The organism is Gordonia sputi NBRC 100414, assembly GCF_000248055.1.
Classification (GTDB): Bacteria; Actinomycetota; Actinomycetes; order Mycobacteriales; family Mycobacteriaceae; genus Gordonia; species Gordonia sputi.
This window is the reverse complement of record NZ_BAFC01000046.1, coordinates 48,507-72,912: the sequence shown is the minus strand read 5'-3', so window position 1 is coordinate 72,912 and position 24,406 is coordinate 48,507. Positions and strand designations below refer to the sequence as shown.

Annotated in this window: 25 protein-coding genes; 12 read left to right on the top strand and 13 right to left on the bottom strand. The window is 66.1% G+C overall.

Features of this window, described 5'->3' with window-relative positions; translation table 11 throughout:
* Positions 1–180 precede the first annotated feature (180 nt).
* The 4 genes from GOSPT_RS07120 to GOSPT_RS07105 all read left to right on the top strand — a co-directional run bounded on the left by GOSPT_RS07120 (position 181) and on the right by GOSPT_RS07105 (position 4,418).
* Positions 181–951 carry a DeoR/GlpR family DNA-binding transcription regulator gene (locus tag GOSPT_RS07120; RefSeq protein WP_005204579.1) on the top strand — a complete coding sequence of 257 codons (771 nt, stop codon included), beginning with the start codon at positions 181–183 and terminating at the stop codon, positions 949–951.
* Complete coding sequence (locus GOSPT_RS07115) at positions 948–1,913, top strand: 1-phosphofructokinase family hexose kinase (protein WP_005204577.1); 966 nt, start codon at positions 948–950, stop codon at positions 1,911–1,913. Before GOSPT_RS07120 ends, GOSPT_RS07115 begins: the two co-directional genes overlap by 4 nt.
* A gap of 100 nt (positions 1,914–2,013) precedes the next feature.
* A complete protein-coding gene (locus tag GOSPT_RS07110) occupies positions 2,014–4,116 on the top strand; it encodes a PTS fructose transporter subunit IIABC (protein WP_005204575.1) in 2,103 nt (700 codons plus the stop codon).
* A 41-nt stretch (positions 4,117–4,157) separates the two neighbouring features.
* Positions 4,158–4,418 (top strand): HPr family phosphocarrier protein, encoded by a 261-nt coding sequence (locus GOSPT_RS07105; RefSeq protein ID WP_005204573.1) that lies wholly within the window; start codon positions 4,158–4,160, stop codon positions 4,416–4,418.
* A gap of 5 nt (positions 4,419–4,423) precedes the next feature.
* Here GOSPT_RS07105 and hflX read toward each other — a convergent pair whose 3' ends face one another.
* The 4 genes from hflX to GOSPT_RS07085 form a co-directional block, all read right to left on the bottom strand.
* A complete protein-coding gene (gene hflX, locus GOSPT_RS07100) occupies positions 4,424–5,995 on the bottom strand; it encodes a GTPase HflX (protein WP_005204565.1) in 1,572 nt (523 codons plus the stop codon).
* An 81-nt stretch (positions 5,996–6,076) separates the two neighbouring features.
* A complete protein-coding gene (gene dapF / locus GOSPT_RS07095; protein WP_005204564.1) occupies positions 6,077–6,979 on the bottom strand; it encodes a diaminopimelate epimerase in 903 nt (300 codons plus the stop codon).
* 26 nt (positions 6,980–7,005) lie between these two features.
* A complete protein-coding gene (gene miaA, locus GOSPT_RS07090; RefSeq protein ID WP_005204563.1) occupies positions 7,006–7,911 on the bottom strand; it encodes a tRNA (adenosine(37)-N6)-dimethylallyltransferase MiaA in 906 nt (301 codons plus the stop codon).
* A 41-nt stretch (positions 7,912–7,952) separates the two neighbouring features.
* Positions 7,953–8,804 carry a class III extradiol ring-cleavage dioxygenase family protein gene (locus GOSPT_RS07085; RefSeq protein WP_306302057.1) on the bottom strand — a complete coding sequence of 284 codons (852 nt, stop codon included), beginning with the start codon at positions 8,802–8,804 and terminating at the stop codon, positions 7,953–7,955.
* Between the two features lie 149 nt (positions 8,805–8,953).
* Here GOSPT_RS07085 and GOSPT_RS07080 point away from each other — a divergent pair, with 149 nt between their 5' ends.
* Complete coding sequence (locus GOSPT_RS07080) at positions 8,954–10,348, top strand: DUF349 domain-containing protein (RefSeq protein WP_005204561.1); 1,395 nt, start codon at positions 8,954–8,956, stop codon at positions 10,346–10,348.
* Positions 10,349–10,371: 23 nt separating this feature from the next.
* Here the strand turns inward: GOSPT_RS07080 and GOSPT_RS07075 are convergent, their stop codons facing one another.
* Positions 10,372–11,067: an Rv2732c family membrane protein gene (locus GOSPT_RS07075; protein WP_005204560.1), complete on the bottom strand. Its 696-nt coding sequence runs from the start codon at positions 11,065–11,067 to the stop codon at positions 10,372–10,374.
* A gap of 110 nt (positions 11,068–11,177) precedes the next feature.
* Entirely contained in the window at positions 11,178–12,725 is a 1,548-nt protein-coding gene (gene miaB / locus GOSPT_RS07070) for a tRNA (N6-isopentenyl adenosine(37)-C2)-methylthiotransferase MiaB (RefSeq protein WP_051993771.1), read from the bottom strand.
* Between the two features lie 181 nt (positions 12,726–12,906).
* Here miaB and GOSPT_RS07065 point away from each other — a divergent pair, with 181 nt between their 5' ends.
* Genes GOSPT_RS07065 through GOSPT_RS07050 form a run of 4 tightly spaced genes read left to right on the top strand, consistent with a single transcriptional unit; the run spans position 12,907 to position 16,304 of the window.
* Positions 12,907–13,635 (top strand): amino acid ABC transporter ATP-binding protein, encoded by a 729-nt coding sequence (locus GOSPT_RS07065; RefSeq protein ID WP_051993774.1) that lies wholly within the window; start codon positions 12,907–12,909, stop codon positions 13,633–13,635.
* Between the two features lies 1 nt (position 13,636).
* A complete protein-coding gene (locus GOSPT_RS07060) occupies positions 13,637–14,713 on the top strand; it encodes a glutamate ABC transporter substrate-binding protein (protein WP_005204554.1) in 1,077 nt (358 codons plus the stop codon).
* Between the two features lie 14 nt (positions 14,714–14,727).
* The gene (locus tag GOSPT_RS07055; RefSeq protein ID WP_005204550.1) at positions 14,728–15,399 is read left to right on the top strand and encodes an amino acid ABC transporter permease; all 672 of its coding nucleotides are present in this window, start codon (positions 14,728–14,730) and stop codon (positions 15,397–15,399) included.
* A complete protein-coding gene (locus tag GOSPT_RS07050) occupies positions 15,396–16,304 on the top strand; it encodes an amino acid ABC transporter permease (RefSeq protein ID WP_005204549.1) in 909 nt (302 codons plus the stop codon). The genes GOSPT_RS07055 and GOSPT_RS07050 overlap by 4 nt, the downstream gene beginning before the upstream one ends.
* Positions 16,305–16,306: 2 nt before the next feature.
* On the opposite strand, the gene GOSPT_RS07045 is transcribed toward GOSPT_RS07050, so the two are convergent.
* Positions 16,307–16,864 carry a regulatory protein RecX gene (locus GOSPT_RS07045; RefSeq protein WP_039855088.1) on the bottom strand — a complete coding sequence of 186 codons (558 nt, stop codon included), beginning with the start codon at positions 16,862–16,864 and terminating at the stop codon, positions 16,307–16,309.
* 16 nt (positions 16,865–16,880) lie between these two features.
* Complete coding sequence (recA, locus tag GOSPT_RS07040; RefSeq protein WP_005204544.1) at positions 16,881–17,924, bottom strand: recombinase RecA; 1,044 nt, start codon at positions 17,922–17,924, stop codon at positions 16,881–16,883.
* A 570-nt stretch (positions 17,925–18,494) separates the two neighbouring features.
* Between recA and GOSPT_RS07035 the strand changes: the two genes are divergently transcribed.
* The gene (locus GOSPT_RS07035; protein WP_005204542.1) at positions 18,495–19,772 is read left to right on the top strand and encodes a reverse transcriptase family protein; all 1,278 of its coding nucleotides are present in this window, start codon (positions 18,495–18,497) and stop codon (positions 19,770–19,772) included.
* A 30-nt stretch (positions 19,773–19,802) separates the two neighbouring features.
* Here the strand turns inward: GOSPT_RS07035 and GOSPT_RS07030 are convergent, their stop codons facing one another.
* From GOSPT_RS07030 to pgsA, 5 genes are all read right to left on the bottom strand, one after another.
* Positions 19,803–19,997, bottom strand: coding sequence for a DUF3046 domain-containing protein (locus tag GOSPT_RS07030; protein ID WP_005204540.1), 195 nt, complete (start codon positions 19,995–19,997; stop codon positions 19,803–19,805).
* A gap of 9 nt (positions 19,998–20,006) precedes the next feature.
* Entirely contained in the window at positions 20,007–20,963 is a 957-nt protein-coding gene (locus GOSPT_RS07025; RefSeq protein WP_005204538.1) for a glycosyltransferase, read from the bottom strand.
* A 242-nt stretch (positions 20,964–21,205) separates the two neighbouring features.
* A complete protein-coding gene (gene pspA / locus GOSPT_RS07020; RefSeq protein WP_039855087.1) occupies positions 21,206–22,027 on the bottom strand; it encodes a phage shock protein PspA in 822 nt (273 codons plus the stop codon).
* Positions 22,028–22,202: 175 nt separating this feature from the next.
* The gene (locus GOSPT_RS07015; protein WP_005204535.1) at positions 22,203–22,547 is read right to left on the bottom strand and encodes a helix-turn-helix domain-containing protein; all 345 of its coding nucleotides are present in this window, start codon (positions 22,545–22,547) and stop codon (positions 22,203–22,205) included.
* Between the two features lie 223 nt (positions 22,548–22,770).
* Positions 22,771–23,457 (bottom strand): CDP-diacylglycerol--glycerol-3-phosphate 3-phosphatidyltransferase, encoded by a 687-nt coding sequence (gene pgsA / locus GOSPT_RS07010; protein WP_005204533.1) that lies wholly within the window; start codon positions 23,455–23,457, stop codon positions 22,771–22,773.
* Positions 23,458–23,494: 37 nt separating this feature from the next.
* Between pgsA and GOSPT_RS07005 the strand changes: the two genes are divergently transcribed.
* On the top strand, positions 23,495–24,028 hold the full coding sequence (locus tag GOSPT_RS07005; RefSeq protein WP_005204530.1) for an amino-acid N-acetyltransferase: 534 nt from the start codon (positions 23,495–23,497) through the stop codon (positions 24,026–24,028).
* A gap of 51 nt (positions 24,029–24,079) precedes the next feature.
* Positions 24,080–24,364, top strand: coding sequence for a YciI family protein (locus tag GOSPT_RS07000; RefSeq protein WP_005204529.1), 285 nt, complete (start codon positions 24,080–24,082; stop codon positions 24,362–24,364).
* Positions 24,365–24,406: the final 42 nt, after the last annotated feature.

Below are 24,406 nucleotides of genomic sequence, written 5' to 3'. Positions count from 1 at the left end.
CAACGCTTGACTTGTCAACACATACGGGCGTAAACACAGATATATCAACATTGAATCCCACACAGAACCAATCACGCGGTGATCCACAAAACACAGATCCACCAGCAGCCAGATCCACAGAACACAGACCCACAGATGGTTCGCCGAAAGGTTGGCCACACCACAGATCGGAGACGACAGGTGTACGCCGAAGAGCGACAGCGAGCAATAGCCGATCAGGTGCGCGCGCACGGTCGCGCATCCGTGACCGCTCTCGCCGACAGGTTCGACGTGACGAGCGAAACCGTGCGCCGCGACCTCGCGGTGCTCGAGCGCAGCGGTAGCGTGCAGCGCGTCCACGGCGGAGCCGTCAAGGCCGGGACGGTCGAGGTGGTCAACGAGCTCGGACTCGCCCAACGCGAGTCCTCGCAGACCGCAGAGAAGGCAGCGATCGCCCGAGCTGCGATCCGGTTTCTGCCCTCGGACGGTGGATCGGTCATCTTCGATGCCGGAACCACCACCTACCAGGCCGCCAAGCTGCTGCCCGCCGATCGCAGGCTCACGGTGATCTCGACGAGTCTCCAACTCGGGCAGGCCCTCACCGCACACGAACGGGCCACCCTGCTCATGGTCGGTGGTCGGGTCCGTGGGCTCACGCAGGCCGCAGTCGGAGCCGAGACCGTCGCAGCGCTCGGAAAGATGCGGGCATCTGTTGCCTTCCTCGGCACCAACGGGATCAGTGAGGGCCACGGCCTGTCCACCCCCGACGCCGAGGAGGCCTCGGTCAAGTCGGCCATCGTGGCTGCCGCGCAGCGCGTCGTGGTGCTGGCCGACTCGTCGAAGATGGGCCGCGAGGACTTCAGCTCGTTCGCTCCGCTCGACGAGGTGGACGTCCTGATCACCGACGACGGAATCGACCCCGAGTTCTCGGCGGCGCTCTCGGCACACGGCATCGAGGTCGTGATCGCATGATCCTCACAGTCACAGCCAACCCGAGTCTCGACCGCACCCTGGAGATCGCAGGACCGTTGATGCGGGGCGAGGTGCAACGCAGTACCTCCACCCGGGTCGAGCCGGGCGGCAAGGGCGTCAACGTGTCCCGCGTCGTCGCGGAAGCCGGCATCCCCACCGTCGCGGTACTGCCCGCCCACGCCGACGACCCGTTGCTCACGGCGCTCGACGCCGTCGCACTGCCGTACCGCACGGTCGACATCGACGGTCAGATCCGAACCAACATCACGGTGGCCGAGAACGACGGGACGACCACGAAGATCAATGCGCCCGGTCACACCCTCACGCCTTCCGAACTCGACGAACTGACAGCGCTCGTACTCCGGGGCGCCGAGGACGCGTCGTGGGTGGCACTGTGTGGCTCGCTTCCGCCGGGAGTTCCCGACAACTGGTATCGCCGCATCTCCGACCGCCTCGTCGACAGCGGACGCCGCGTGGCGATCGACACGTCGGGCGCACCCCTGGGCGCGGCGATGTCGGGGCCCGTCGACCTGATCAAACCCAACGACGAAGAACTCGCCGAGGTCAGTGGCATCGACCCTGCCGAACTGACCGCTGCCATCGCCTCGCGCGACTACCTGCCGGTCGTGGCGGCATCGCGCACGCTGATCGCCACCACGCAGGGAGCGGTACTCGCGACCCTCGGTGCGGCGGGTGCGGTACTCACGACGGCTGAGGGTAGTTGGCTGGCCACTCCGCCGCCGATCGTGCCGCGCAGCACCGTCGGAGCAGGTGATGCGTCGCTGGCCGGATACCTCATCGCGTACACGGCAGGCGCCTCCGAACCCGATCGTCTGCGCACTGCAGTCGCCTACGGCTCGGCGGCCGCCGGACTGGCAGGGACGCAGCCACCCCTTCCGGCACAGGTCGACGTCGACTCGGTCGATGTCGTCGAACTCTCAGGAGCCGCCCCGATCACGTGACCCCACAGCCTCCAGTTCCTGTACGCGAATCGCCACCAAGCTCACCGACCACAACCGGAACACTCGCTCTCCGGATTACACAGAAATCGAAGGAAGACCCATGTCCGACAACATCATCACCGCAGCGACGGTGCATCTCGATGTCGATGCAGGCAGTGATCCCGCCGCCGTCATCACCTATCTCGCCGAGAATCTCGGCGAGGCGGGGCGAACGACCGATCCGTCCGAACTGAGCCGCGCCGCACTGGCCCGCGAGGCGAAGTCGGCAACCGGTCTGCCCGGTGGGATCGCGATTCCTCACGCACGCGCCGCGTCGGTCACCACCGCCAGCCTTGCCTTTGCGCGGCTGTCGAACAAGGTCGACTTCGGCGCACCCGACGGCCCGGCCGACCTGGTGTTCCTCATCGCGGCACCCGAAGGCGCTGCCGCCGACCACATGAAGCTGCTGAGCTCGCTCGCGCGAGCACTCGTGCGTCCCGACTTCGTCGCCGCCCTCCGCGAGGCGCCGAGCGACGAACGCGTCGTCGAACTCGTGGATGAAGCCATCAACCCTGCCCCGGCAGGCTCTCCGTCGACAACCGCCACGCCTGCGGCTGGCGCAGCCACCACTGCCGCGGTCCCGGCAGCAGGCACGAAGACCGCGGAAACCGCGAAGACACTGGGGGGTTCCGATTCGCAGAAGCGCCCCTCGATCGTCGCGATCACCGCATGCCCGACCGGGATCGCACACACCTACATGGCCGCCGACGCACTGAAGTACGCCGCGGAGCGTGCGGGTGTCGACTTCCATGTCGAGCCGCAGGGCTCGTCGGGCACCACGCCGTTCACCCCCGACGTCATCGCAGGCGCCGACGCCGTCATCTTCGCCACCGACGTCGGTGTGAAAGGCAAGAGTCGCTTCAGCGGAAAGCCGGTCATCGAGTCCGGGGTCAAGCGCGCCATCAACGAACCCGACAAGATGATTGCCGAAGCCGTAGAGGCCTCGCGCAATCCGCATGCCGCACGCGTCGACGGATCGGCGGACGACGGTGCCGCTGCAGCGGAGGAATCGGGGTCGAGCCTGTCGTTCGGCAAGAAGATCCAGCAGGCACTCATGACCGGTGTCAGCTACATGATCCCGTTCGTCGCGGCAGGCGGACTGCTGATCGCGTTGGGCTTCCTGCTCGCCGGATACCAGATCGCCAACAAGACACTCGATTCATCCAAGACGCTGTCCGACGGCGCCTACATCGCACTGAACAACAGCCTCTGGGATCTACCCGCGGGCGGTCTCGGCCAGTACCTCGGCGGTGTCAGTTTCGCGATCGGCGCGCTCGCCATGAGCATGCTGGTACCTGTCCTTGCGGGTTACATCTCGTTCGCGATAGCCGACCGTCCCGGTATCGCACCCGGTTTCGTCGCAGGCCTGGTATCGGTTGCCGTGGGCGCGAGCTTCATCGGTGGTCTGATCGGCGGCCTCATCGCGGGCGCCGTGTGCCTGGCGATCTCGCGACTTCCGTTGCCGCAGTGGGCACGCGGGCTACAGCCGGTGATCATCATTCCGCTGTTCGGCAGCCTGATTGTCGGCGGTCTGATGTTCATGTTGCTCGGCAAGCCGCTCGCCTGGGTCACCACCCAGCTCACCGACGGTCTCAACAGTATGAGCGGCAGCTCCAAGATCGTCCTCGGCGTGGTCCTCGGACTCATGATGTGCTTCGACCTCGGCGGACCGGTCAACAAGGCCGCGTACCTCTTCGCCACTACCGGCCTCGCGATCGGCGACACGCCTCAGCTCGAGATCATGGCAGCGGTCATGTGCGCAGGCATGGTTCCGCCACTCGCGATGGCACTCGCCACCGTCATCCGCCCCGGACTGTTCACCGAGCCCGAGCGTGAAAACGGTAAGGCCGCTTGGTTCCTCGGCGCTGCATTCATCTCCGAGGGTGCAATCCCGTTCGCCGCAAAAGACCCGGTGCGCGTGATTCCGTCGATGATGGCTGGCGGAGCACTCGCCGGTGCACTGATCATGGCCTTCGGGGTCACGCAGCGCGCTCCGCACGGCGGCATATTCGTCTTCTTCACGATGAACCACTGGCTGCTCTTCCTCGCAGCGCTTGCGGCGGGTACGGTCCTCGGCACGGTGTGCGTCGTCGCGGCCAAGCAGTTCGGTCGCTCGTCGAGCCGACAGACTTCTGCACCCGAGCTGGAGACCATCCCCGCCTGAGATCTCACGTCCCGACATAACCCATCTGCAAAGGAGCAACCATGCCAAGCACCACCGTCGAGGTCGGATCAGCCGTCGGATTGCACGCGCGACCCGCAACGATCATCGCCGAGGCAGTCGCCGACGCCGGCACACCCGTGACGATCTCGGTCGTCGGAGGCGAACCGGTCGACGCGGGATCGGCATTGCTGATCATGACGCTCGGCGCCGAGAAGGGCACCGCGGTCGTCGTCGAATCCGACGATCAGGCAACGCTCGACGCCATCGCGAAGCTCGTCGCCGCCGACCTCGACGCCGAGTAGGCCTGCTACTGGGCCAACGAGGCCAGTTCTCCCGCCAGCGCCGAGGGCACACGGACACGCATCCGGGTGCCCTCGGTGCTGTGGTCTGTGGCGAGTACCTCGCCCTCGCGGTGAATCCGTGACACCAGGTCGCCTCGCGTGAACGGGATGTCGACGGTGAGCTCCACGTCGTCGCGACCCACGAACTCACGGACCGCCTCGAACAGCTCAGGCAGTCCCTCACCGGTGCGCGCCGAGACGTACACGACGCCCGCTGAGTTGGGTCCGTGCGTACTACCGCCCGCGCCGAGCATGCCGCGCAATTCGGTGAGCCTGGACGCATCGATGGCATCGATCTTGTTGATCACCAACAACTCCGGAGGCGGCGCGACTCCCTCTTCTGCCACGACGTCGTTGATGACCCGTCGGACCGCCGTGATCTGTTCCGCGGGGAACGGGTCGCTGCCGTCGACGACGTGCAGTACGAGATCAGCGTCGACGACCTCCTCCAGCGTCGACCGGAATGCCTCGACGAGTTGCGTGGGGAGGTGGCGGACGAAGCCGACGGTGTCGGTGAAGACCAGTTCGCGACCGTCCTCGAGAGTCGCACGGCGCGTCGTCGGATCGAGGGTCGCGAACAGCGCATCCTGCACGAGCACACCAGAACCCGTCATCGCGTTGACCAGACTCGACTTACCCGCGTTCGTGTATCCCGCGACGGCGATGCGCGGCACAGCACCCCGCAGTCGTGCGGACCGCTTCGTGGTGCGGGCCGTGCGCATTTCGCGAATCTCGCGGCGCAGCTTGGCCATTCGCTCGCGGATGCGCCGGCGATCGGTCTCGATCTTCGTCTCACCCGGTCCGCGCAGGCCGACGCCGCCGTTGCTACCCGCGCGGCCACCGGCCTGACGGGACATCGATTCACCCCAACCACGCAGACGCGGGAGCATGTACTCCATCTGCGCGAGGGCCACCTGCGCCTTGCCCTCACGCGAACTCGCATGCTGGGCGAAGATGTCGAGGATGAGGGCCGTCCGGTCGATCACCTTGACCTTGACGACCTTCTCCAACGCGGTCAACTGCGCTGGCGTCAACTCGCCGTCGCAGATGACGGTGTCGGCGCCGGTGTCGGCGACGACGTCGCGCAACTCCTGGGCCTTGCCCGAACCGATGAAGGTCGCGGGGTCGGGTGAGGATCGTCGCTGGATCACCGCTTCGAGAACCACGGAACCCGCGGTCTCTGCGAGCGCTGCCAGCTCCTCCATGTTCGCCTTCGCTGCGGCCGCGGTGCCCTCGGTCCAGACGCCGACGAGCACCACGCGCTCGAGGCGCAGTTGTCGGTATTCGACCTCGGTGACGTCGGTGAGCTCTGTCGAAAGCCCCGCGACGCGCTGCAGCGAGGCGCGATCGGAGAGCGCGAGCTCGCCGGTCGTCGGCGTGTGGGCACGGTCGCGGGAATCGTCGTGATCGCCGAAATCTGCGGGGTCGACGAGATCGTCGGGATCGATCAGATCGCGGGAAAGGTCGATCGCGGGTGCGTTCGCGTCGACGGGACGGGTGTCGTGCAGGTCATGTACCTGTGGTGATGTTTCGGTCATACACCATCCATGGTGACACGCCGACGGCCCGTCGAGCACGTGGATATCTGCCGAGCCGCCATGCAGCGTGCCCGCGGCACGTCAGTCGACGCGATACCAACCTGCCCGGAATCGGCCGTCGGCCACCAGTGCGGACGGTCCTCGCAGCGTCGCGTGACCGTCGGCAACCGTGACCGTCACCCTTCCGCCTGGCACGTCGATGACCATCTCGCCCGCGTCGCGGCCGAGGGTCTGCAGGCCCGCTGCTGCCGCCGCGACCAGCCCCGTTCCGCAACTCCTGGTCTCTCCGACACCGCGCTCGAAGACACGCATCGTGGCGTGCAGACCACCACGCGGTCCGTCCTCGGGGGAGGTCAGCAGTTCGACGTTGGCGCCGTGCGGAAAGACGCCGTCGGGTAGGACGACGCCGGTCGAGAAGTCGATCGCGGCGAGGTCGGACGTCGACATGTCGGGCACCACGCACGCCAGGTGTGGGTTGCCGACGTCGACCGCGACACCCGGGTAGAGGTCGTCGCCGATCCGCACGGTCGCGTCCTCGCCGAGCAACACCCGACCCATCCGCACACTGACGTCGGCGCAGAGGTCGTCGAACGAGTGCACCACCACGGGACGTCCGCCTGCGCGCGAACCCACCGTGAACTCGTCGGACTCGGTCAGCCCGGTGGCCCGCAGGTAGTGGGCGAAGACGCGGACTCCGTTGCCACACATCTCGGCGATGGAGCCGTCGGCGTTGCGATAGTCCATGAACCAGTCGTCGGGCTCGACGCCGTCGGGCAGCTCATCGAGGACGCCCGCGCGCACCAGGGCCACCGCCCGCGCGACGCGGAGCATGCCGTCTGCGCCGATACCGCGTTGACGATCGCAGACCGCCGCCACGAAGTCGGTGGTCAGGTCGAGTTCGACCGCCGGGTCGGTGAGCACGACGAAGTCGTTCTGGGTGCCGTGCCCCTTGACGTAGGTCACTGCCTCGCTGATCGTCGTCACCCGTCCAGACTACGTGCGGGTCGTCCTCAGACCTCCGCCGCGGCGAGCGTGGCGTCGAGGAGGGCGGGAGTCGCGGCGTCGAGCCAGTGAATGCGGTGATCGCGGCGGAACCACGAACGCTGCCTGCGGACGTACCTGCGGGTGCCGATGAAGGTCAGTTCTTCTGCTGTCGCAAGGTCGTACTCGCCGTCCAGCGCGGCAAGTGTCTGCGCGTATCCGATGGCTCGACGAGCAGTGACGCCCTCGCGCAGACCTGCGTCGACGAGCCCGTGCACCTCGTCGACGAGCCGGTTCGCGAACATCAGCCGAGTCCGCAGCGCGATGCGTTCGTCCAGTTCTGCGGTGTCGCGGTCCAGTGCGAGAATCTTTGTCCCCCAACGTGGTTCACCGATCTTCGGCGCCGACGCCGCGAATGGCTCCCCGGTCAGTTCGACCACCTCGAGCGCGCGCACGATGCGTCGTGCATCGGTAGCGAGGATCGACGCCGCCGCAGCCGGGTCGACGGATGCGAGATGTCGATGCAGCGCCACGACACCGATCTCGTCGAGCATCGCCTCGTACCGTGCGCGCACCGCGGGGTCGGTTGCCGGGAACCGCCAGTTGTCGAGCAGACCTTGGATGTACATCATCGAGCCGCCGACGATCACCGGCGTGCGGCCGGCGGCGAGCAGCGAGTCGATGTCGGCCGACGCGGCTTCCTGATAGCGCGCGACGGTGGCCGTCTCGGTGACGTCGAGCACGTCGAGTTGATGGTGGGCGATGCCTCGCCGCTCCCGTGGGGGCAGCTTGGCCGTGCCGATGTCCATGCCGCGGTACTGCTGCATGGCGTCGATGTTGACGATGTCGCCGTCGAGTCGTTCCGCGAGGTCGAGCGCGAGGTCGGATTTCCCGGTGGCGGTCGGACCGACGACGGCGATCGGGGTCACGTCCACGGCTCCGACACTCCTTGGCCCGACATTCCTTGGCCCGACACTCACGGCGTGTCCCCTGGCGTCCACGCCGCGACGACGTAGCCGACACCGAACGGGGCGTCGGAGTAGAGCACCTTGGCAGTCATCGGGCTGTCGCCGACGAGCCCAGCGACGACCTGCCATGCCGCCCGCCCGGCCACTCCCTCGGCATCGCACGTGGCAACGTCGAGTCCGCGAAGTACGTCGACATCCGCTGCCGCGATTCCGTCGACGATGCGCTGCTGGAGTTCGACGGCGCTGTCACGTCGGCCGCCACCGGGCGCCTTCGGGGTGAGTGCCGTCGCGCCGTCGGCCACGACCAGTACCCCGATCGGCTCGGGATCGGAGGAGATCTCGGCCGACAGTGCTCTCCCGAGCTCGCAGGCGACTTCGGGCCGTACGTCGGGGTCGACGACGACCGGACGCACCGACTCGGCGTCGACCTGTCCGCGTAGCCACCCGGCGATCAACATCGACAGTGGCAGGCGTCCGGGGGGTCGCTCACCGCCCACGCGTTCCAGGGAGACCGGCACGTCGACGCCGAACCTGCCGAAACCGCCCACCGTCGGAATTGACCGTGACGCCAGGGGATCACCCGCGGCGGCGTCGTCGCCGGATCTCACAGGGGCGATGAAGTCGTCGGATCTCACAGGGGCGATGAAGTCGTCGGCCCCCACCGCCACCCAGCGCGTGGCGTGTCGGGCGAGCAGCACGCCCGCATCGCGGACAGCAGAACGGGCCTCGAGGGTGTCCACCGCGTCCGGACCCGCGAGTTCGGGAACCAACAGCGGTGCGCTCGGGACGAAAACAACGCATGCCAGCACACCGTCGACGCTAGCCGACGTCATGCCCGACGCCGCCGGGAGCACCGACACACCCGCCCTCGTGTCAGCGATGTCGCGCAGGCCGCACATCGAGAACCCTGACCTGCTTGAATAGGTGAAGTCCTGGCGTCAACCGCTCAGGACTATGTGAAAGGCAGCCGTGACGCGCGGCACCACTGACGCTGTGAGGGGACCACACCATGACGAGCGAAGACACCAGCGGACCGGCCACACCCGCATCCGGGTCCACCCCCGGCCCCCGGCCAGGCCCGCCGAAGCCGGGTCCCAAACCCGGCCCTCGACCCGGTCCCGGACCGAAGCCTGCCGCGCAGGCACCGACCCCCGTTCCTGCGGTCGTCGTCGCCAAACACGCATCGTTCGATCCCCGCGAGTTCGGGCGTATCGATGAGCAGGGCGTCGTCTGGCTCATCACCCCGAACGGCGAGCGTGAGATCGGGTCGTGGCAGGCGGGCACCATCGACGAGGGCCTCGCCCATTTCGCGCGTCGATACTCCGACCTCGAGACCGAGGTGGAGATTCTCGAAGAGCGCCTCGCCGCACGCACCGGCGATCCGCGCAAGTCACAGGCTGCGGCCAAACACCTCCTCGACACCCTCCCCGAGGCCAGCGTCATCGGCGATGTCTCGGCCATTGAACAGCGGCTGACCGTCATCGTCGGAAGCGCCGACGACGTCGCCGACTCGCTGAAGGCCGAGCGTGAAGAGGCTCGCGCCGCCGTGATTGCACGCAAAGAGGAGCTCGCTACCGAGGCCGAGGCCATCGGAGCCGAATCCACCCAGTGGAAGACCGCAGGCGATCGACTGCGCGCGATCCTCGACGAGTGGAAGACCATCAAAGGCATCGACCGTAAGACCGACGACGCGCTGTGGAAGCGATACTCGAAGGCGCGCGACGCGTTCAATCGCCGACGCGGCGCCCACTTCGCCGATCTAGATCGGGAACGCGCGGGTGCCAAGGCGCGTAAAGAGGAGCTGATCGCACGGGCCGAGGCGTTGTCGTCGTCGACCGATTGGGGTCCGACCGCGGGCGCCTTCCGCGAACTCCTCGCCGAATGGAAGGCATCCGGTCGGGCACCGCGCGACGCCGACGAGGCACTGTGGCAACGGTTCAAAGCCGCCCAGGACGTCTTCTTCGCCGCCCGCAACGCGGCATCGTCCGAGCGCGACGCCGAGTTCAACGCGAACGCGACGGCGAAGATCGCTCTGCTCGACGCCGCGGAGAAATCCATCGATCCCGCATCCGACCTCGACGGTGCGCGCCGCGAGTTCCGGACGTTCCGGGAGAAGTGGGACGAGCTCGGCAAGGTGCCGCGCGAACAGATGCACAGCCTCGAGGGCCGTGCGCGCGCGTTGGAGAAGCGGATTCGCGACGCCGAGGATGCTCAGTGGCAGCGCACCGACCCCGAGGCGCTCGCGCGCGCCGCGCAATTCGCCGACCGCGCAGCACAACTCGAGGACCAGGCGGCCAAAGCTGCCGAGCGCGGCAAGAACCGAGACGCGGAGAAACTGCGCGAGCAGGCAGCACAGTGGCGCGAGTGGGCGCAGGCCGCACAGAGCGCCATCGCCGACCGCTAGCGGGGCAGAGCCCGCTCGGACCTTCAGTGCTCGCCGGGGCGCTGCTGCAGTTTGCGTGCGGCCTCCTCGCGTGCCACCGCTTCCCGACGACGCTCCTCTTCGAGCGCGAGGTGGTAGGTGCTGCGGGCCCACACGACGCGTGACCAGTGGAAGGTGAGCACGAGCAGGGCCAACCAGCCGATGACAAGCCCCGCGCCGACACCCGACGGCGGTGCCACTCCCCCGACGCCAGGGGTGTTCCGCGACCACCACGCGAGCATGCCTGCCACGCAGCCGATCGCGCACCCGCACAACGCAATCCACGCGATCACCCATCGTCGGGTGACCAGCGCGAGCATCGACCCGAAGATTCCGAACACCACCAGGAACCAGACGAACACCTTCGAGACCACTGCGACACGTTCGGTCGCGGCAGCCGCGGACGACGTCAGCACGTCGAATCCGTTCGCCGAACCGGTGTGCGGCAGTAGCAGCGACCCCATCGCCACGAGCACCGCGACAGCGACCACGACCGCGCGGGCACCCGGATCGATCTCACCCGCGACCTTGCGTTCGGCCTTGCGGAGATCGTCTGCGTACTGCGCGAACTCGGCGTCGTCACTTCCAGCGCCCTGCGCGGTCCTGCCGCTTGCGGCGTCTTCCGCGGGTATGCCACCAGTGGCCCGTTGGGCCGTCGGCATCCGGTCGTCGGTGTTGTCCTCGCGCGGCTCGTCGCTCATCTCGCGCCTCTCATCTCTCGTCGCTCGCTGGTGCTTGGCAGTTCATGTGGTTCGGCAGTTCACGGAGCCCGGCAGATCACGGATGCCCGGCGGGTCATACCGATGGTTCATCAACCGCAGGCGCCCGAAGAACACCCGGTGGAGACGGCCGTAGGCATCGGCGACGGTCCCACCCCCGGCATACCGAGTCCGACGCCGACCGGCGCCGTCGTCGGGGTGGCGTCGAGTTCGTGTGCGTCACCTGCACGGGTTCTGCGATGCGACGCGATGGTCCCGTCGGCGATGAGGTGATGCGGCGCGGCGTCGGTGACGGTGGTGACCACGATGTCGCCGGGTCGCACGGCGTCGGCCGCGTCGCCGGCACGGAAGTGCACCAGTCGCCCGTCGCGCGCACGGCCTGTCAGCCGCCCCGTGTCAGCGGATTTGCGCCCGGAATCCGCCGCGACCAGCAGCTCGACCTCGGTGCCGATGAGGTTCCGGTTCTCGGTGAGGCAGATGCGCTCTTGCAGCGCGATCAATCGTTGGTAGCGCTCGCTGACGACCTCCGGCGGCACCTGATCGGGCATTGTTGCCGCAGGTGTACCCGGCCGAGGCGAGTACTGGAAAGTGAACGCACTCGAGAACCGCGCACGCTCGACCACGTCGAGCGTCGCGGCGAAGTCCTCTTCGGTCTCGCCGGGGAATCCGACGATGATGTCGGTGGTGATCGCGGCGCGCGGCATCGCGTCGCGCACCTTGTCGAGGATGCCGAGGAATTTGGTCGTGCGATAGCTGCGTCGCATGGCCCGCAGGATGCGATCCGAACCCGACTGCAGCGGCATGTGAAGCTGCGGGCAGACGTTGGGTGTCTGCGCCATGGCATCGATGACGTCGTCGGTGAACTCTGCCGGATGCGGCGAGGTGAATCGGACGCGTTCAAGGCCGTCGATGTCGCCGCAGGCGCGCAGCAGGTCGGCGAACGCGCCGCGATTGCGGGGTAGTTCGGGATCGGCGAACGACATCCCGTAGGCGTTGACGTTCTGCCCGAGCAACGTCACCTCGAGCACGCCCTGATCGACGAGCGCTTTCACCTCGGCGAGCACGTCGCCGGGGCGTCGATCAACCTCTTTGCCGCGCAACGACGGAACGATGCAGAAAGTGCACGTGTTGTTGCAACCGACGGACACCGACACCCACCCGGAGTAGGCCGAGTCACGTTTGGCCGGCAGCGTCGACGGGAAGGCTTCGAGTGAATCGAGGATCTCGACCTGCGCCTCCTCGTTGTGTCGGGCGCGGTCGAGCAGTGCGGGCAGCGAACCGATGTTGTGCGTACCGAAGACGACGTCGACCCACGGCGCCTTGCGCAACACCGTGTCCTTGTCCTTCTGCGCGAGACATCCGCCGACCGCGATCTGCATGCCGGGTCGTCGTGTCTTCACCGGCGCGAAGTGCGACAGGTTGCCGTACAGCTTGTTGTCGGCGTTCTCACGGATCGCGCACGTGTTGAACACGACGAGATCGGCATCGCCGTCCTCGTCGGCGCGCACGTAACCGGCATCCTCGAGAAGACCCGCGATGCGCTCGGAATCATGCACGTTCATCTGGCAGCCATAGGTACGCACCTGATAGCTGCGCCCCGATTGCGGCAGCTCATGCCGCTCCGACAACTCCGTACTCACTGGATCCAGGGTACGGTGCCGGTGCAAATCGCCGTCACGGTCACCACGCGCGCAACGCCGAGGTTCTCATTCACCGCGCCTGTAAGGGTTTCCGGCATTAGTGTCGACGGTTATGACCGATTCACCGACAGGGGGTTCGGCGGTCGGACCCGCGACCCCGGCTCCCGCATCCGGAACCAACATGATCGTGCTCAAGAATGTGCAAAAGCACTTCGGCGAGCTGCACGTCCTCAAGGACATCGACCTCGAGGTCCCCGCCGGACAGGTGGTCGTGGTGCTCGGCCCATCAGGCTCGGGCAAGTCGACGCTGTGCCGCACGATCAACCGGCTCGAACCCATCGATTCCGGCGAGATCCTCGTCGAGGGACGGCTACTCCCCGAGGAAGGCCGCGACCTGGCCACGCTGCGCGCCGACGTCGGAATGGTCTTCCAGTCGTTCAACCTCTTCGCGCACAAGACAATTCTGCAGAACGTCACACTTGCGCCGACCAAGGTCCGCAAGAAGAACAAGGCCGACGCCGAGAAGCGCGCACTCGAACTCCTCGAACGCGTCGGCATCGCCAGTCAGAAGGACAAGTACCCCGCGCAGCTCTCCGGCGGCCAGCAACAGCGCGTCGCGATCGCACGCGCGCTCGCCATGGACCCGAAGGTGATGTTGTTCGACGAGCCGACGTCGGCTCTCGACCCCGAGATGGTCAACGAGGTGCTGGACGTGATGGTCTCGCTGGCCAAGGAGGGCATGACCATGCTCGTGGTCACCCACGAGATGGGCTTCGCCCGCAAGGCCGCCGACCGCGTGATCTTCATGGCCGACGGCGCGATCGTCGAGGACACCGATCCGGATAGCTTCTTCGACAGTCCGCAGTCCGAACGCGCGAGGGACTTCCTCGGCAAGATCCTGGGCCACTGACATGGCCGACACGTCGCCGACGACGCGTCGGCATGCCTCCGGGCACCCACCGGTCGACACCACTGCCCTACGGAAGCGTCCTGGCCGCCGGACGATCGCCCTCGCGGTATTTCTCCCCGTCTGTGCGCTCTTCGTCTCACTCCTCGCCGGTTGTGGGAGTACCGAGCCGAAGAACCTGCTCGACTCGATCCGCAGCGGAGAGGTCGTGCTCGGCACCAAGTTCGACCAGCCGGGCCTGGGAATCTACAACCCCGACAAGTCCATGAGCGGTTTCGACCCGGCCGTCTCCGAGTACGTCGTCAATCACATCGCCGACTCGCTCGGAGTGGCCCACCCGAAGATCTCGTGGCGCGAGACTCCGTCGGCTCGACGCGAGGCCATGATCGAGCACGGCGAGGTCGACATGATCGCCGCCACGTACTCAATCAATGAGAACCGCGCGAAGAAGGTCGACTTCGGTGGCCCCTACCTGATCACGTACCAGGGGCTGATGGTGCGCAAGTCCGACGAGTCGATCCAGAATCTGCCCGATCTCGGCAAGGGCAAGAAATTGTGCTCGGTCACCGGCTCGACGTCGGCGCAGAACGTCAAGGCACAACTGCCCAATATCGAACTGCAGGAATATGATTCGTACTCCGCGTGCGTCGAGGCGCTGCGTCGGGGCAAGGTCGACGCACTGACCACAGACGAATCGATCCTCGCGGGCTACTCCAACTTCTGGAAGGGCGAATTCCGTCTGGTGGAGATGACCTACCTCAAGGACGCATGCGTCAAGAAGGCCCTGAAGACGGCGGGAACCCCGTTCTCCACCGAGCGCTACGGGATCGGCTTGGCCAAGGGCGACTCGGAGTCGGTCACCAAGGTGAACGAAGCCCTCGACTCCATGCTGAAGCCAAGCGCCGACAACGGTCCGTCACCGTGGATCAGCGCACTGCGCGAGAGCCTCGGCGACGACTACGTCAACGAGATCCAGCAGCGCGCGGAGAAGCCCGGATCGAAGTTCGCGTTCACGCCGAAGCCCGGAGACCTCGCATTCCTCGAATCGAAGTCCACACCGTGCCCAGCGGGCCTGAAGTGAGGAGGTGACCAGTCGTGAGTGAACTCTGGGAAGATATGGGGCCGCAGTTGTGGCCCGCGTTCTGGGTGACAATCCAATTGACGTTCTGGTCGGCGATCGGTTCCCTGATCTGGGGCACCATCCTGGCCGGGATGCGGGTCTCCCCCGTGCCCGTGATGCGTGGCTTCGGTACGACGTACGTCAACATCGTGCGCAACACGCCACTGACCTTGATCGTGCTGTTCGCGGCGATCGGGCTGTATCAGAATCTCGGCCTGACGTTCTCGTCGACCATCAAGACCAACAACTTCTGGCTCGCTGTCCTCGCGTTCATCGTCTACACGTCGACATTCGTCTGTGAGACGCTGCGCGCGGGTTTCAACACCGTTCCACTGGGGCAGGCCGAAGCCGCACGATCGCTCGGGCTCTCCTTCACCCAGGTGTTCGGCATCATCGTGCTTCCGCAGGCAACACGAGCGACGATCGGCCCGATGGGCAGCGTGCTCATCGCACTGACCAAGAACACCACCATCGCCTCGGTAATCGGCGTCGCCGAAGCCGCGGCACTGATGAAAACGGAGATCGAGTCGTTTGCCGATCAACTACTGGTCATCTTCGCGGTGATCGCCGTCGGATTCATGATCATCACGCTCAGTGAGGGCGCCGTCTTCGGTTGGCTCGCAAAGCGATGGGCGGTCAAGCGATGAGCGACAAGGCAACCGTCCTCTACGACGCTCCCGGCCCCCGGGCGCGCGTCCGCAACGCGATCGTGGCCGTCGTCTTCATCGCGATCCTCGTCGCGATCTTCGCGTACGTGATCGCGGTCTTCGCGGGCAACGACCAGTTCACCGCCGAGAAGTGGAAGCCATTCGTCACGTGGAGCACTTGGACCGGATACATCCTTCCCGGTCTGTGGCGCACACTTGCCGCGGCAGCGCTCTCGATTGTGCTCGCACTGATACTCGGTTCCATCCTGGGCATCGGACGGCTGTCGGATCACGCCTGGGTACGCGGGCTGTGCACCGTGCTGGTCGAGGTGTTCCGCGCAATTCCCGTGCTGATCCTGATGCTGTTCCTGTGGTTCTTCTTCGCCCAGTACGGGGTGGTGCCGTCGTCACAGTTGGCCTTCGCGGCTGTGGTCTGCGGCTTGACGCTCTACAACGGCTCGGTGATGGCCGAGATCCTGCGCTCGGGCATCAAATCGCTGCCCACCGGGCAGACCGAGGCGGCCAAGGCGCTCGGCATGCGCAAGACACAGATGATGCTGTCGGTACTGCTCCCGCAGGCCATCACGGCGATGATGCCTGCGATCATTTCGCAGATGGTCGTTGCCCTCAAGGACACCGCGCTCGGCTATGTCATCGGATACTCCGAGATCATTCACATGGCACAGCTGTCCGCGGCCCGGTACGGCAACTACATCCCGGTTCTCATCGTGATCGCCATCATCCTGATCATCATCAACTTCGCGCTGTCGTCGCTGGCGACGTACATCGAGCGGAGACTGCGGCAGGGTCGCGGCGGTAACACCGACGACGTGCCCCACGCCGATCAGGTCGACCAGGCGGCCATGGAGAACATGCCGATGCCCTCGCCCAAGCCACGGGCCTGACGTCAGTCGGCGGAGGTGATCTCGTCGATCGCCCCGCCGACGACGTCGATCGCCGTGGCCTGCGGGTAGCCGCGTCGGACGAGCATGCCGACCAGGCGTCGAAAGTGCTTGTCGCGCACTGATCTGTCGTTGTCCTCGGCGGCGCGGACAAGCTGCTCGGTCACAGTCGGCGTGAGCTTTCGCTCGACCAGGTTACGAGCTGCGGCGCGTTCGTCGTCGGGGTCGATCTCATCAAGCGCTCGCTGCACGATCGCGACGTCGACTCCCTTGGCGGCGAGTTCGTGCCGCAACGCGACGCGTCCTCGCCCCGAGTAGGTGTGGCGTGACTGCACCCACTCGGCGGCGAACTCCTCGTCGTCGAGCAGTTGGTGGGCGTCGAGACGGGTCATCACCTCGTCGACGGTGTCGGCGTCGAATCCTCGGCGCGCCAGACGCTGGGCCATCTCGGAACGGCTACGCGCACGAACCCCGAGGAGCCGGAGTGCAACATCCCACGCGGACGGACCTTTCCGTTCCGTCGTGGACTCACTCGACTCCCCGGGGTCATGGGGTGAACTCATCGGCGATGCGCGCAGATCAGAATTCCACCGGCGCGGGAGCGATGTCGTCGGCGTCGACGACCGCACCGATACCCAGCTTCTCCTTGATCTTCTTCTCGACCTCGTCGCGGATATCGGTGTTCTCCAACAAGAACTTTCGGGCGTTCTCCTTGCCCTGGCCGAGCTGGTCGCCCTCATAGGTGAACCACGAGCCGGACTTGCGGATGAACCCCTCGGCCACACCCATGTCGATGAGTGAGCCCTCCTTGGAGATGCCCTGGCCGTAGAGGATGTCGAACTCGGCCTGCTTGAACGGCGGTGCGACCTTGTTCTTGACCACCTTGACGCGAGTGCGGTTACCCACGGCGTCAGTGCCGTCCTTGAGGGTTTCGATACGACGCACGTCGAGTCGCACCGACGAGTAGAACTTCAGCGCCTTGCCGCCCGTGGTGGTCTCGGGTGAGCCGAACATCACGCCGATCTTCTCGCGGAGCTGGTTGATGAAGATCGCGGTGGTCTTGGAACTGCTCAACGCCGACGTCATCTTGCGCAGCGCCTGGCTCATCAGGCGTGCCTGCAGACCGACGTGGCTGTCGCCCATCTCGCCCTCGATCTCGGCGCGGGGCACCAGCGCGGCCACCGAGTCGATGACCAGGATGTCGAGCGCGCCGGAACGGATCAGCATGTCGGCGATCTCCAGAGCCTGCTCACCGGTGTCGGGCTGGGAGACCAACAGTGCATCGGTGTCGACACCGAGCTTGGCCGCATAGTCGGGATCGAGGGCGTGCTCGGCGTCGATGAAGGCGGCGATACCACCAGCAGCCTGGGCGTTGGCCACCGCGTGAAGTGCGACGGTGGTCTTACCCGACGACTCCGGGCCGTAGATCTCGACGACACGACCGCGAGGCAGACCGCCGATACCGAGCGCGACGTCGAGTGCGATGGAGCCGGTCGGGATCACCTCGATCGGCTGCCTGCTCTCCTCACCGAGGCGCATCACCGAGCCCTTACCGAAGTTCTTGTCAATCTGGGCCAGCGCGAGGTCGAGAGCCTTCTCGCGGTCCTGGGGAGCTGCAGCCATGGAATCTCTCCTTGTTCGGGATGGTTGAGGTTTGTCTGTGCCGTCCTGCGTGCTACGCGCTGAACGTGTTGTCTTCGAGGCTGTTGTTCGTTTCATGTTGCGTTGGACGCTAGTCGGTAGGTCTGACAAAACCGGATCTGGCGAGTCCGGGTCTGGCAAAAACCGGTCTGGCAGAATCTCTGACGCATCCGAGGTCGCTGTGGTTCCACTGAATACAGCATTGCGCGAACACGTGTTCGACGGCAAGCGCGACACGCGGGCGAAGGTCGATTCGCCACCACCCAGTAGCGCCACCATCCGACAGCAGCGACGTTCGGCCGAAGTATCGCATCGACGGTCTTTCGTCGAAGAAACAACTAGGGTCGTCGACGTGGGCGGCCGGGGTGAGAGTGGATCGAGAGATCCGTCTCAGGGGCAACCCCTGGGTACACATCACAGTTGGTTCCTGCGTCCGACGCCGCTCCGCACGCTGCGCGTGCCAGCCGGCGACGAGTACTCGGCTCGTGGTCACCCCGGCCGTCCATCCGCCCCCATCACGCCATCCGCCCCCGTCACGGCTGCCCGATCACGATGACCCGACCGCAACCGCCGTTCACCACCGATCAGGTCAGGGTCCTCGCAGCGGCCATCGCCGACAGGATCGTCGACTGGACGTGGCCCGCGGTCGTTCGAGCCGTCGGCATCGAGCTACCTGCGGAGATCTGCGTCGACGTCGCACAGGAGGCCTTCGCCCTCGCACCGGACGAGCCCACGCACACCGCCGAGATCTTTCGGCTGGCTCTGGTTCCCTGGACGGTGCCCGATCCGCCTGCCACGCGCGTCGTCGAACTTCCCGGTCCGCCACCGGCGACGGCACTCGCCCACGACCTCCCCTTGCTGTCCGACGTCGAACAGTTCGCCGTATGGCTGGACTTCACGGTGCCCGAACTCGAATGGTTCGCCGATCGCGGTACCTGGTTGCGTACCGCGAACCCGCGGCTGCGGCACTATCGGGTGTTCCGCCGCGAGAAACGTTCCGGGGTGCGCGTCATCGAGGCACCCAAGCCGCGGATGCGTGAGACGCAGCGTCGGCTCCTGCGCAGGCTCGTCGTGCGAATCCCCGCTCACCCGGCCGCGCGCGGATTCGAGCCGGGCTCCTCACCGGCCGCCTTCGCGTGGCCGCACAGCGACCGTACGACGGTGCTGCGCGTCGACCTGTTGCACTGCTTCGAATCGATCGGGGTGGGCCGGGTCCGTCGGATCTTCGACGAGGTCGGCTATCCACCGCACATCGCACGTCTTCTCGCCGAACTGTGCACGACATCGACGCCCGCCGACCAGCTTTCGGGAATCGACTATGCGCACGCGAGCCTGCTCCGACGACGCCATCTCCCCCAGGGCTCTCCGACGTCACCGCATCTCGCGAATCTCGCTCTCGCACAGGTGGATCGACGTATCGCAGGCTATGCCAACGCCAACGGCCTGCGCTATACCCGATACGGCGACGACCTCGCGGTCTCCGGCGACGACCTCGACCTCCCACGTGCACTGTGGACCGTTACGCGCATCGTCGACGACTGCGGTTTCGCCGTCAACACCAAGAAGACCCGCGTCATGCATCGCCATCAGCAGCAGCGGCTGGCAGGGCTCGTCGTCAACGACCGTCCCCGCGTATCGCGCCACGACTACGACGCCCTGCGCGCACTGCTACACAATGCTGCGCTCACCGGGGCACAAGCGCAGAACCATCACGGGCACAACGACTTTCGTGCCCACGTCTACGGCTTGATCGCCTGGATCGGGGCCACCGGAGAGGTCCGCAGACAGCGCCTGCTCGACATGGCCGATCGCGTCGACTGGACTGCGTGACTCGTCGGCCCCGAACTCACCGCGTGGGTGTCACCACCGCGAGCGCGGAACGTCGAAGTCGCGGCAGATCGCCACCCAGACGTCACGGGGATCGACGCCTTCTTCGATGGCTTGAGCCCCGGTCCGGCCACCGAACTCGATGAGCACGTGATCGGCCAGGATCGCATCAGCCGACGACACCCCGAACTGGGTTGTCATCAGCTCCGTGAACTCCGTGAGACGCACTCGGCCAGCCTACGTTCCCGCCGACGCGAGCACGCCGCGCAGCACCTCGATCGGGTCGGTCACCGCGGTCGCCGACTCTCGTGCCCGGGCTGCAGCAGCGGCGTGGGCAGGATCGCGCAGTACCGCCTCGATCGCCTCCGCAATCGACGCCGCGTCGGCGGGCCGAACAAGCACACCACTGCCCTGCCTGCTCACCCGATTCGCCAGTTCCCACTGGTCACCGCCGCCGGGAACGACGACGACGGGGACTCCGGCCAACAACGACTTCGCGAGCATTCCGTGGCCACCACCGCACACCACGAGGTCAGCATCGGCAAGCAACTCGTCCTGGCGACCGAGTCCGAAGCTCACCGTCGCCGCGCCTGCACGCGCAAGTGTCTCCGGTGCAGGCGGGTCCAGTGACGAGATCACGGCACGTATCGGGGTCCGTGACGCTATCGCGCCGAGTGCGCCGAGCGTCTCGTCGAGCAGGTCCGGGCAACCGGTGACCGCGGTCGACGGCGCTATTACGATCAGCGGCCCTTCGCCCGAAGGCCGTTCGAAGATCTGAGTGGTCGGCTCCCAGAGAAGCGGACCGACGAGATGGGTGTCGCGCGGCCAATCCGGTCGCCAGACCTCCAAGGCGGGAAGGGTCGCGATGAGTCGGGCGGCAGGCGACGGTACCCGATCCGCAAGACCGATGCCGCTGCGCGCTGCGGCGCGCTGACGCACACCGAGCGCGACGGAACGATTGCTTGCGGCGCGCATCGCTGTATCGCGCAATCGGCCACGGAACCCGCGGCCGGGCGTCATACCTGCCCCGACCGGCGGCAGCCCCTTCGACGGCGCGTACAGCGGGTGCGGCGACAGTTCGACGAACGGTAGCCCGGTCAACTCTGCAGCCCACGATCCGGCAACGGTGATGACGTCCGAGAGCACCAGGTCGATACGTCGACTCGCCAGCACCGGCGCGAGGCGCACGGCCATGCGAGCCGCTCGTCCGCTCAGCTTCTCTCCGGCGTCGAGGTCGTCGTCGGCGTCGTCTAGCCGCAGTTCCGGGAGTTCTGCAATGTCGATGCCCCGACTACCGGCCGCGGCGTACCACTGCGTGCCGGTGAATACGGTCGATTGCCAACCGATGTCGCGGCAGCGCTCGGCGAGTGCGAACGCTGGAAAAGCGTGCCCGGCGTCTGGTCCGGCAACGATCCCGACGCGGGGCGGTGTACCCGTCAGTTGCTGGTGGGGGGCTCGGTCGCAGGCTGCGTCGGCTGCTGGGCAGGGGTCGCGTTCTGAGCCGGCTGGGCCGCGGTACCACCGGACGGTAGCGCTCCGCCGTTCATGCTGGCCCTGATCTGCTCGAGGCGCGAGTGGCCTGCCATCTGAACGCTGGCCTGCTGCACCTCCTGCATGCGGCCCTGAACGCTGTTCTTGGCCAGTTCGGCCGAGCCCAGTGCGTTGGCGTAGCGGCGTTCGATCTTGTCGCGCACCTGATCGAGGTTCGGGGTGTTCCCGGGTACCGACAGTTCGCTCATCTGGTTGAGCGACGCCGACACCTGCTCCTGCATCTTGGCCTGCTCGAGCTGGCTGAGGAGCTTCGACCGCTCGGCAAGCTTCTGCTGCAGAATCATCGCGTTGCGTTCGACAGCATGCTTGGCCTGCTCAGCGGCCTGCAACGACTGATCGTGGAGGGCCTTCAGGTCTTCGACGCTCTGCTCCGCGGTGACGAGCTGCGCGGCGAACGCCTCAGCCGCGTTGGTGTACTCCTGGGCCTTCTGCGTGTCGCCTGCGGCTGTCGCCTGATCGGCGAGAGTCAGCGCCTGACGAGTATTCGCCTGGAGCTTCTCGATCTCCTCGAGTTGCCGGTTGAGCTTCATCTCGAGCTGACGCTGATTGCCGATGACGGCGGCCGCCTGCTGTGACAGCGCCTGGTGCTGACGCTGTGCGTCCTCGATGGCCTGCTGGATCTGGATCTTCGGATCGGCGTTCTCGTCGATCTTCGCGTTGCCTGCTGCCATCAGGTAGCGCCACAGCTTCACGAACGGATTCGCCATGCTCTTCGTCAACTCCATTCAGCGTCGTCGAACCTCGGTCCGACAGGTCTTATCGATTGCGCGGGTCTCAAGGACTCGGCCGGTCTTATCGATTCAGCGGGATCTGTCGATGTACTGAGACCAATCTAGGTACTGAGACCAATCTAGCGCCTACCCGCCGACAGATTGGCACTTGTCAGGCAGCGGCAAGCGCAGTGGTCCGGTGAGTGTCGGGCGATGGGATGACGACCTTTGGGGAACCGAGACCCGATTCGCCCGCCAATGCCATCGCATCGGCGTCGGCTGTCTCAGGTCGCATGGCCGTACCGACGTCGAGAAGCAGGTCGGCGATCTCGACGTCGAGAGCATCACAGATCGAGGCGAGTAGTTCGCTCGACGCCTCTTTCTGGCCGCGTTCCACCTCGGACAGATATCCCAGACTGACCCGTGCATTCGTGGATACTTCGCGCAGCGTTCGGCCTTGCTGGGTACGCACCCGGCGCAAGCTGTCGCCAAGCGCTTCGCGCAAGAGCATCGCCATCGAGTCTCCTCTCGGTGTCTGTGTCGTGTCTCGGTGTCTGTGTCGTGTGTCTGACTCTTGTGTCCGTTCGGCTTCAACGCCGGAGAAAGCCGATACGTTCCCGAACCTCGCACACCGTCCCCCGTGTGTCTGCACGACACTAGTCCAAAGTTCCGACAGTCGCCGTACGCCGTTCGTCCGCGCGTCGCGACTACGCGCGACGTCGACTAGTGGCGCGTACCCATCACACGGTGTCGGAATGGCGGTGCGGCGAAGGCGGAAGGGAATCGGAAGTCTTGCGGGACCCGGGAGCCTTGCGTAGCGAACCGGTCGTCGAGTCCGACCGAGCTGCCCGCACGCGCACGCGTAGCGCCTGCCAGGTGTAGTCGACGCCCGTCACCACGGTCACAGCGACGGCGGCCCACATGATCACCATCGCGATCGTGTGCCACACACCGTGCAACGGGAGCACGAGGAGCCCGATACCGACCGACTGCAGCAACGTTTTCAGCTTGCCGCCGCGGCTCGCCGGGATCACCGCGTATCGAATCACCCAGAAGCGCAGGAGCGTCACCCACAACTCGCGGACCAGGATGATGCCGGTCACCCACCAGCTCAGATCACCCAGGATCGACAGACCGATGAGTGCCGCACCGATCAGCGCCTTGTCGGCGATCGGATCCGCCATCTTCCCGAAGTCGGTCACGAGTCCGCGTTCGCGGGCGAGCCTGCCGTCGACCCTGTCGGTGAACGCGGCACCCGCGAAGATGACGGCGGCGACGACCCGCCACACCGTGTTGTGCCCGCCGTCGATGAAGAGCACTGCGACGAACACGGGAACCAGCAGGATGCGGAACACCGTCAGTGCATTGGCGATGTTGACCACCGGCACCGGGTCGACCGGGTCGGTGATGTGATCGGGAGTCCGCACCCCTCCAGCCTATCTGTCGCGACTAGGCTCATATGCCGTGCCCACTGCCGAACAGGAAACGGTGCCCCTCATTCGACGCGCCCGCACGTCCGACGTGCCCCGCATCAAGGAGCTCATCGACCTCTACGCGGGCAGAATCCTGCTCGAGAAGAACCTCGTCACGCTGTACGAAGCGGTCCAGGAGTTCTGGGTCGCCGAACTCGACGACGTCGTCGTGGGTTGCGGTGCGCTGCACGTTCTCTGGGCCGATCTGGGCGAGGTACGTACCGTCGCGGTCGACACGCGCTTCGCCGGCCGCGGGATCGGGCACCTGCTGGTGGGTCAGCTTATGTCGGTTGCGCGGGAACTCCAACTGTCCCGAGTGTTCGTGCTGACCTTTGAGACCGCATTCTTCGGAAGGCACGGGTTCCGCGAAATCGAGGGCACGCCCGTCACCCGCGAGGTGTACGAAGAGATGTGCCGCTCGTACGACACCGGCGTCGCCGAGTTCCTCGACCTGAGCTACGTCAAGCCGAACACCCTCGGCAACACCCGCATGCTCGCCCATCTCGACAAGAGTTCTGGCGACTAGAAACCCTGACCCAGCAAACACCCTGACCAACCACACACCAGGAGCGACATCGTGGCGATCTTCGCAGTCCACTACACCTACGGCCCGGCCAAAGCCGCCATGCGAGACCAGCACCGGGCATTGCACCGCGAGTGGTTGTCCGAGGAGTTCAAGGCAGGCAATGTGCTGATGACCGGTCCCTACCCCGACGGCTCGGGCGCGTTGATCCTCGTACGGGGCACCGACCTCGACGAGGCCGAGGTGTTCATCGCCAACGATCCGTTCAACGCGCACCAGGCCATTGACGGCGTACGGGTCGTCGAGTGGACCCAGGTGTACGGCCCCTTCACCGACTAGCTCGCAGGTAGCTCGTAGGAGCCGCCGCACACCCGGGCAGGT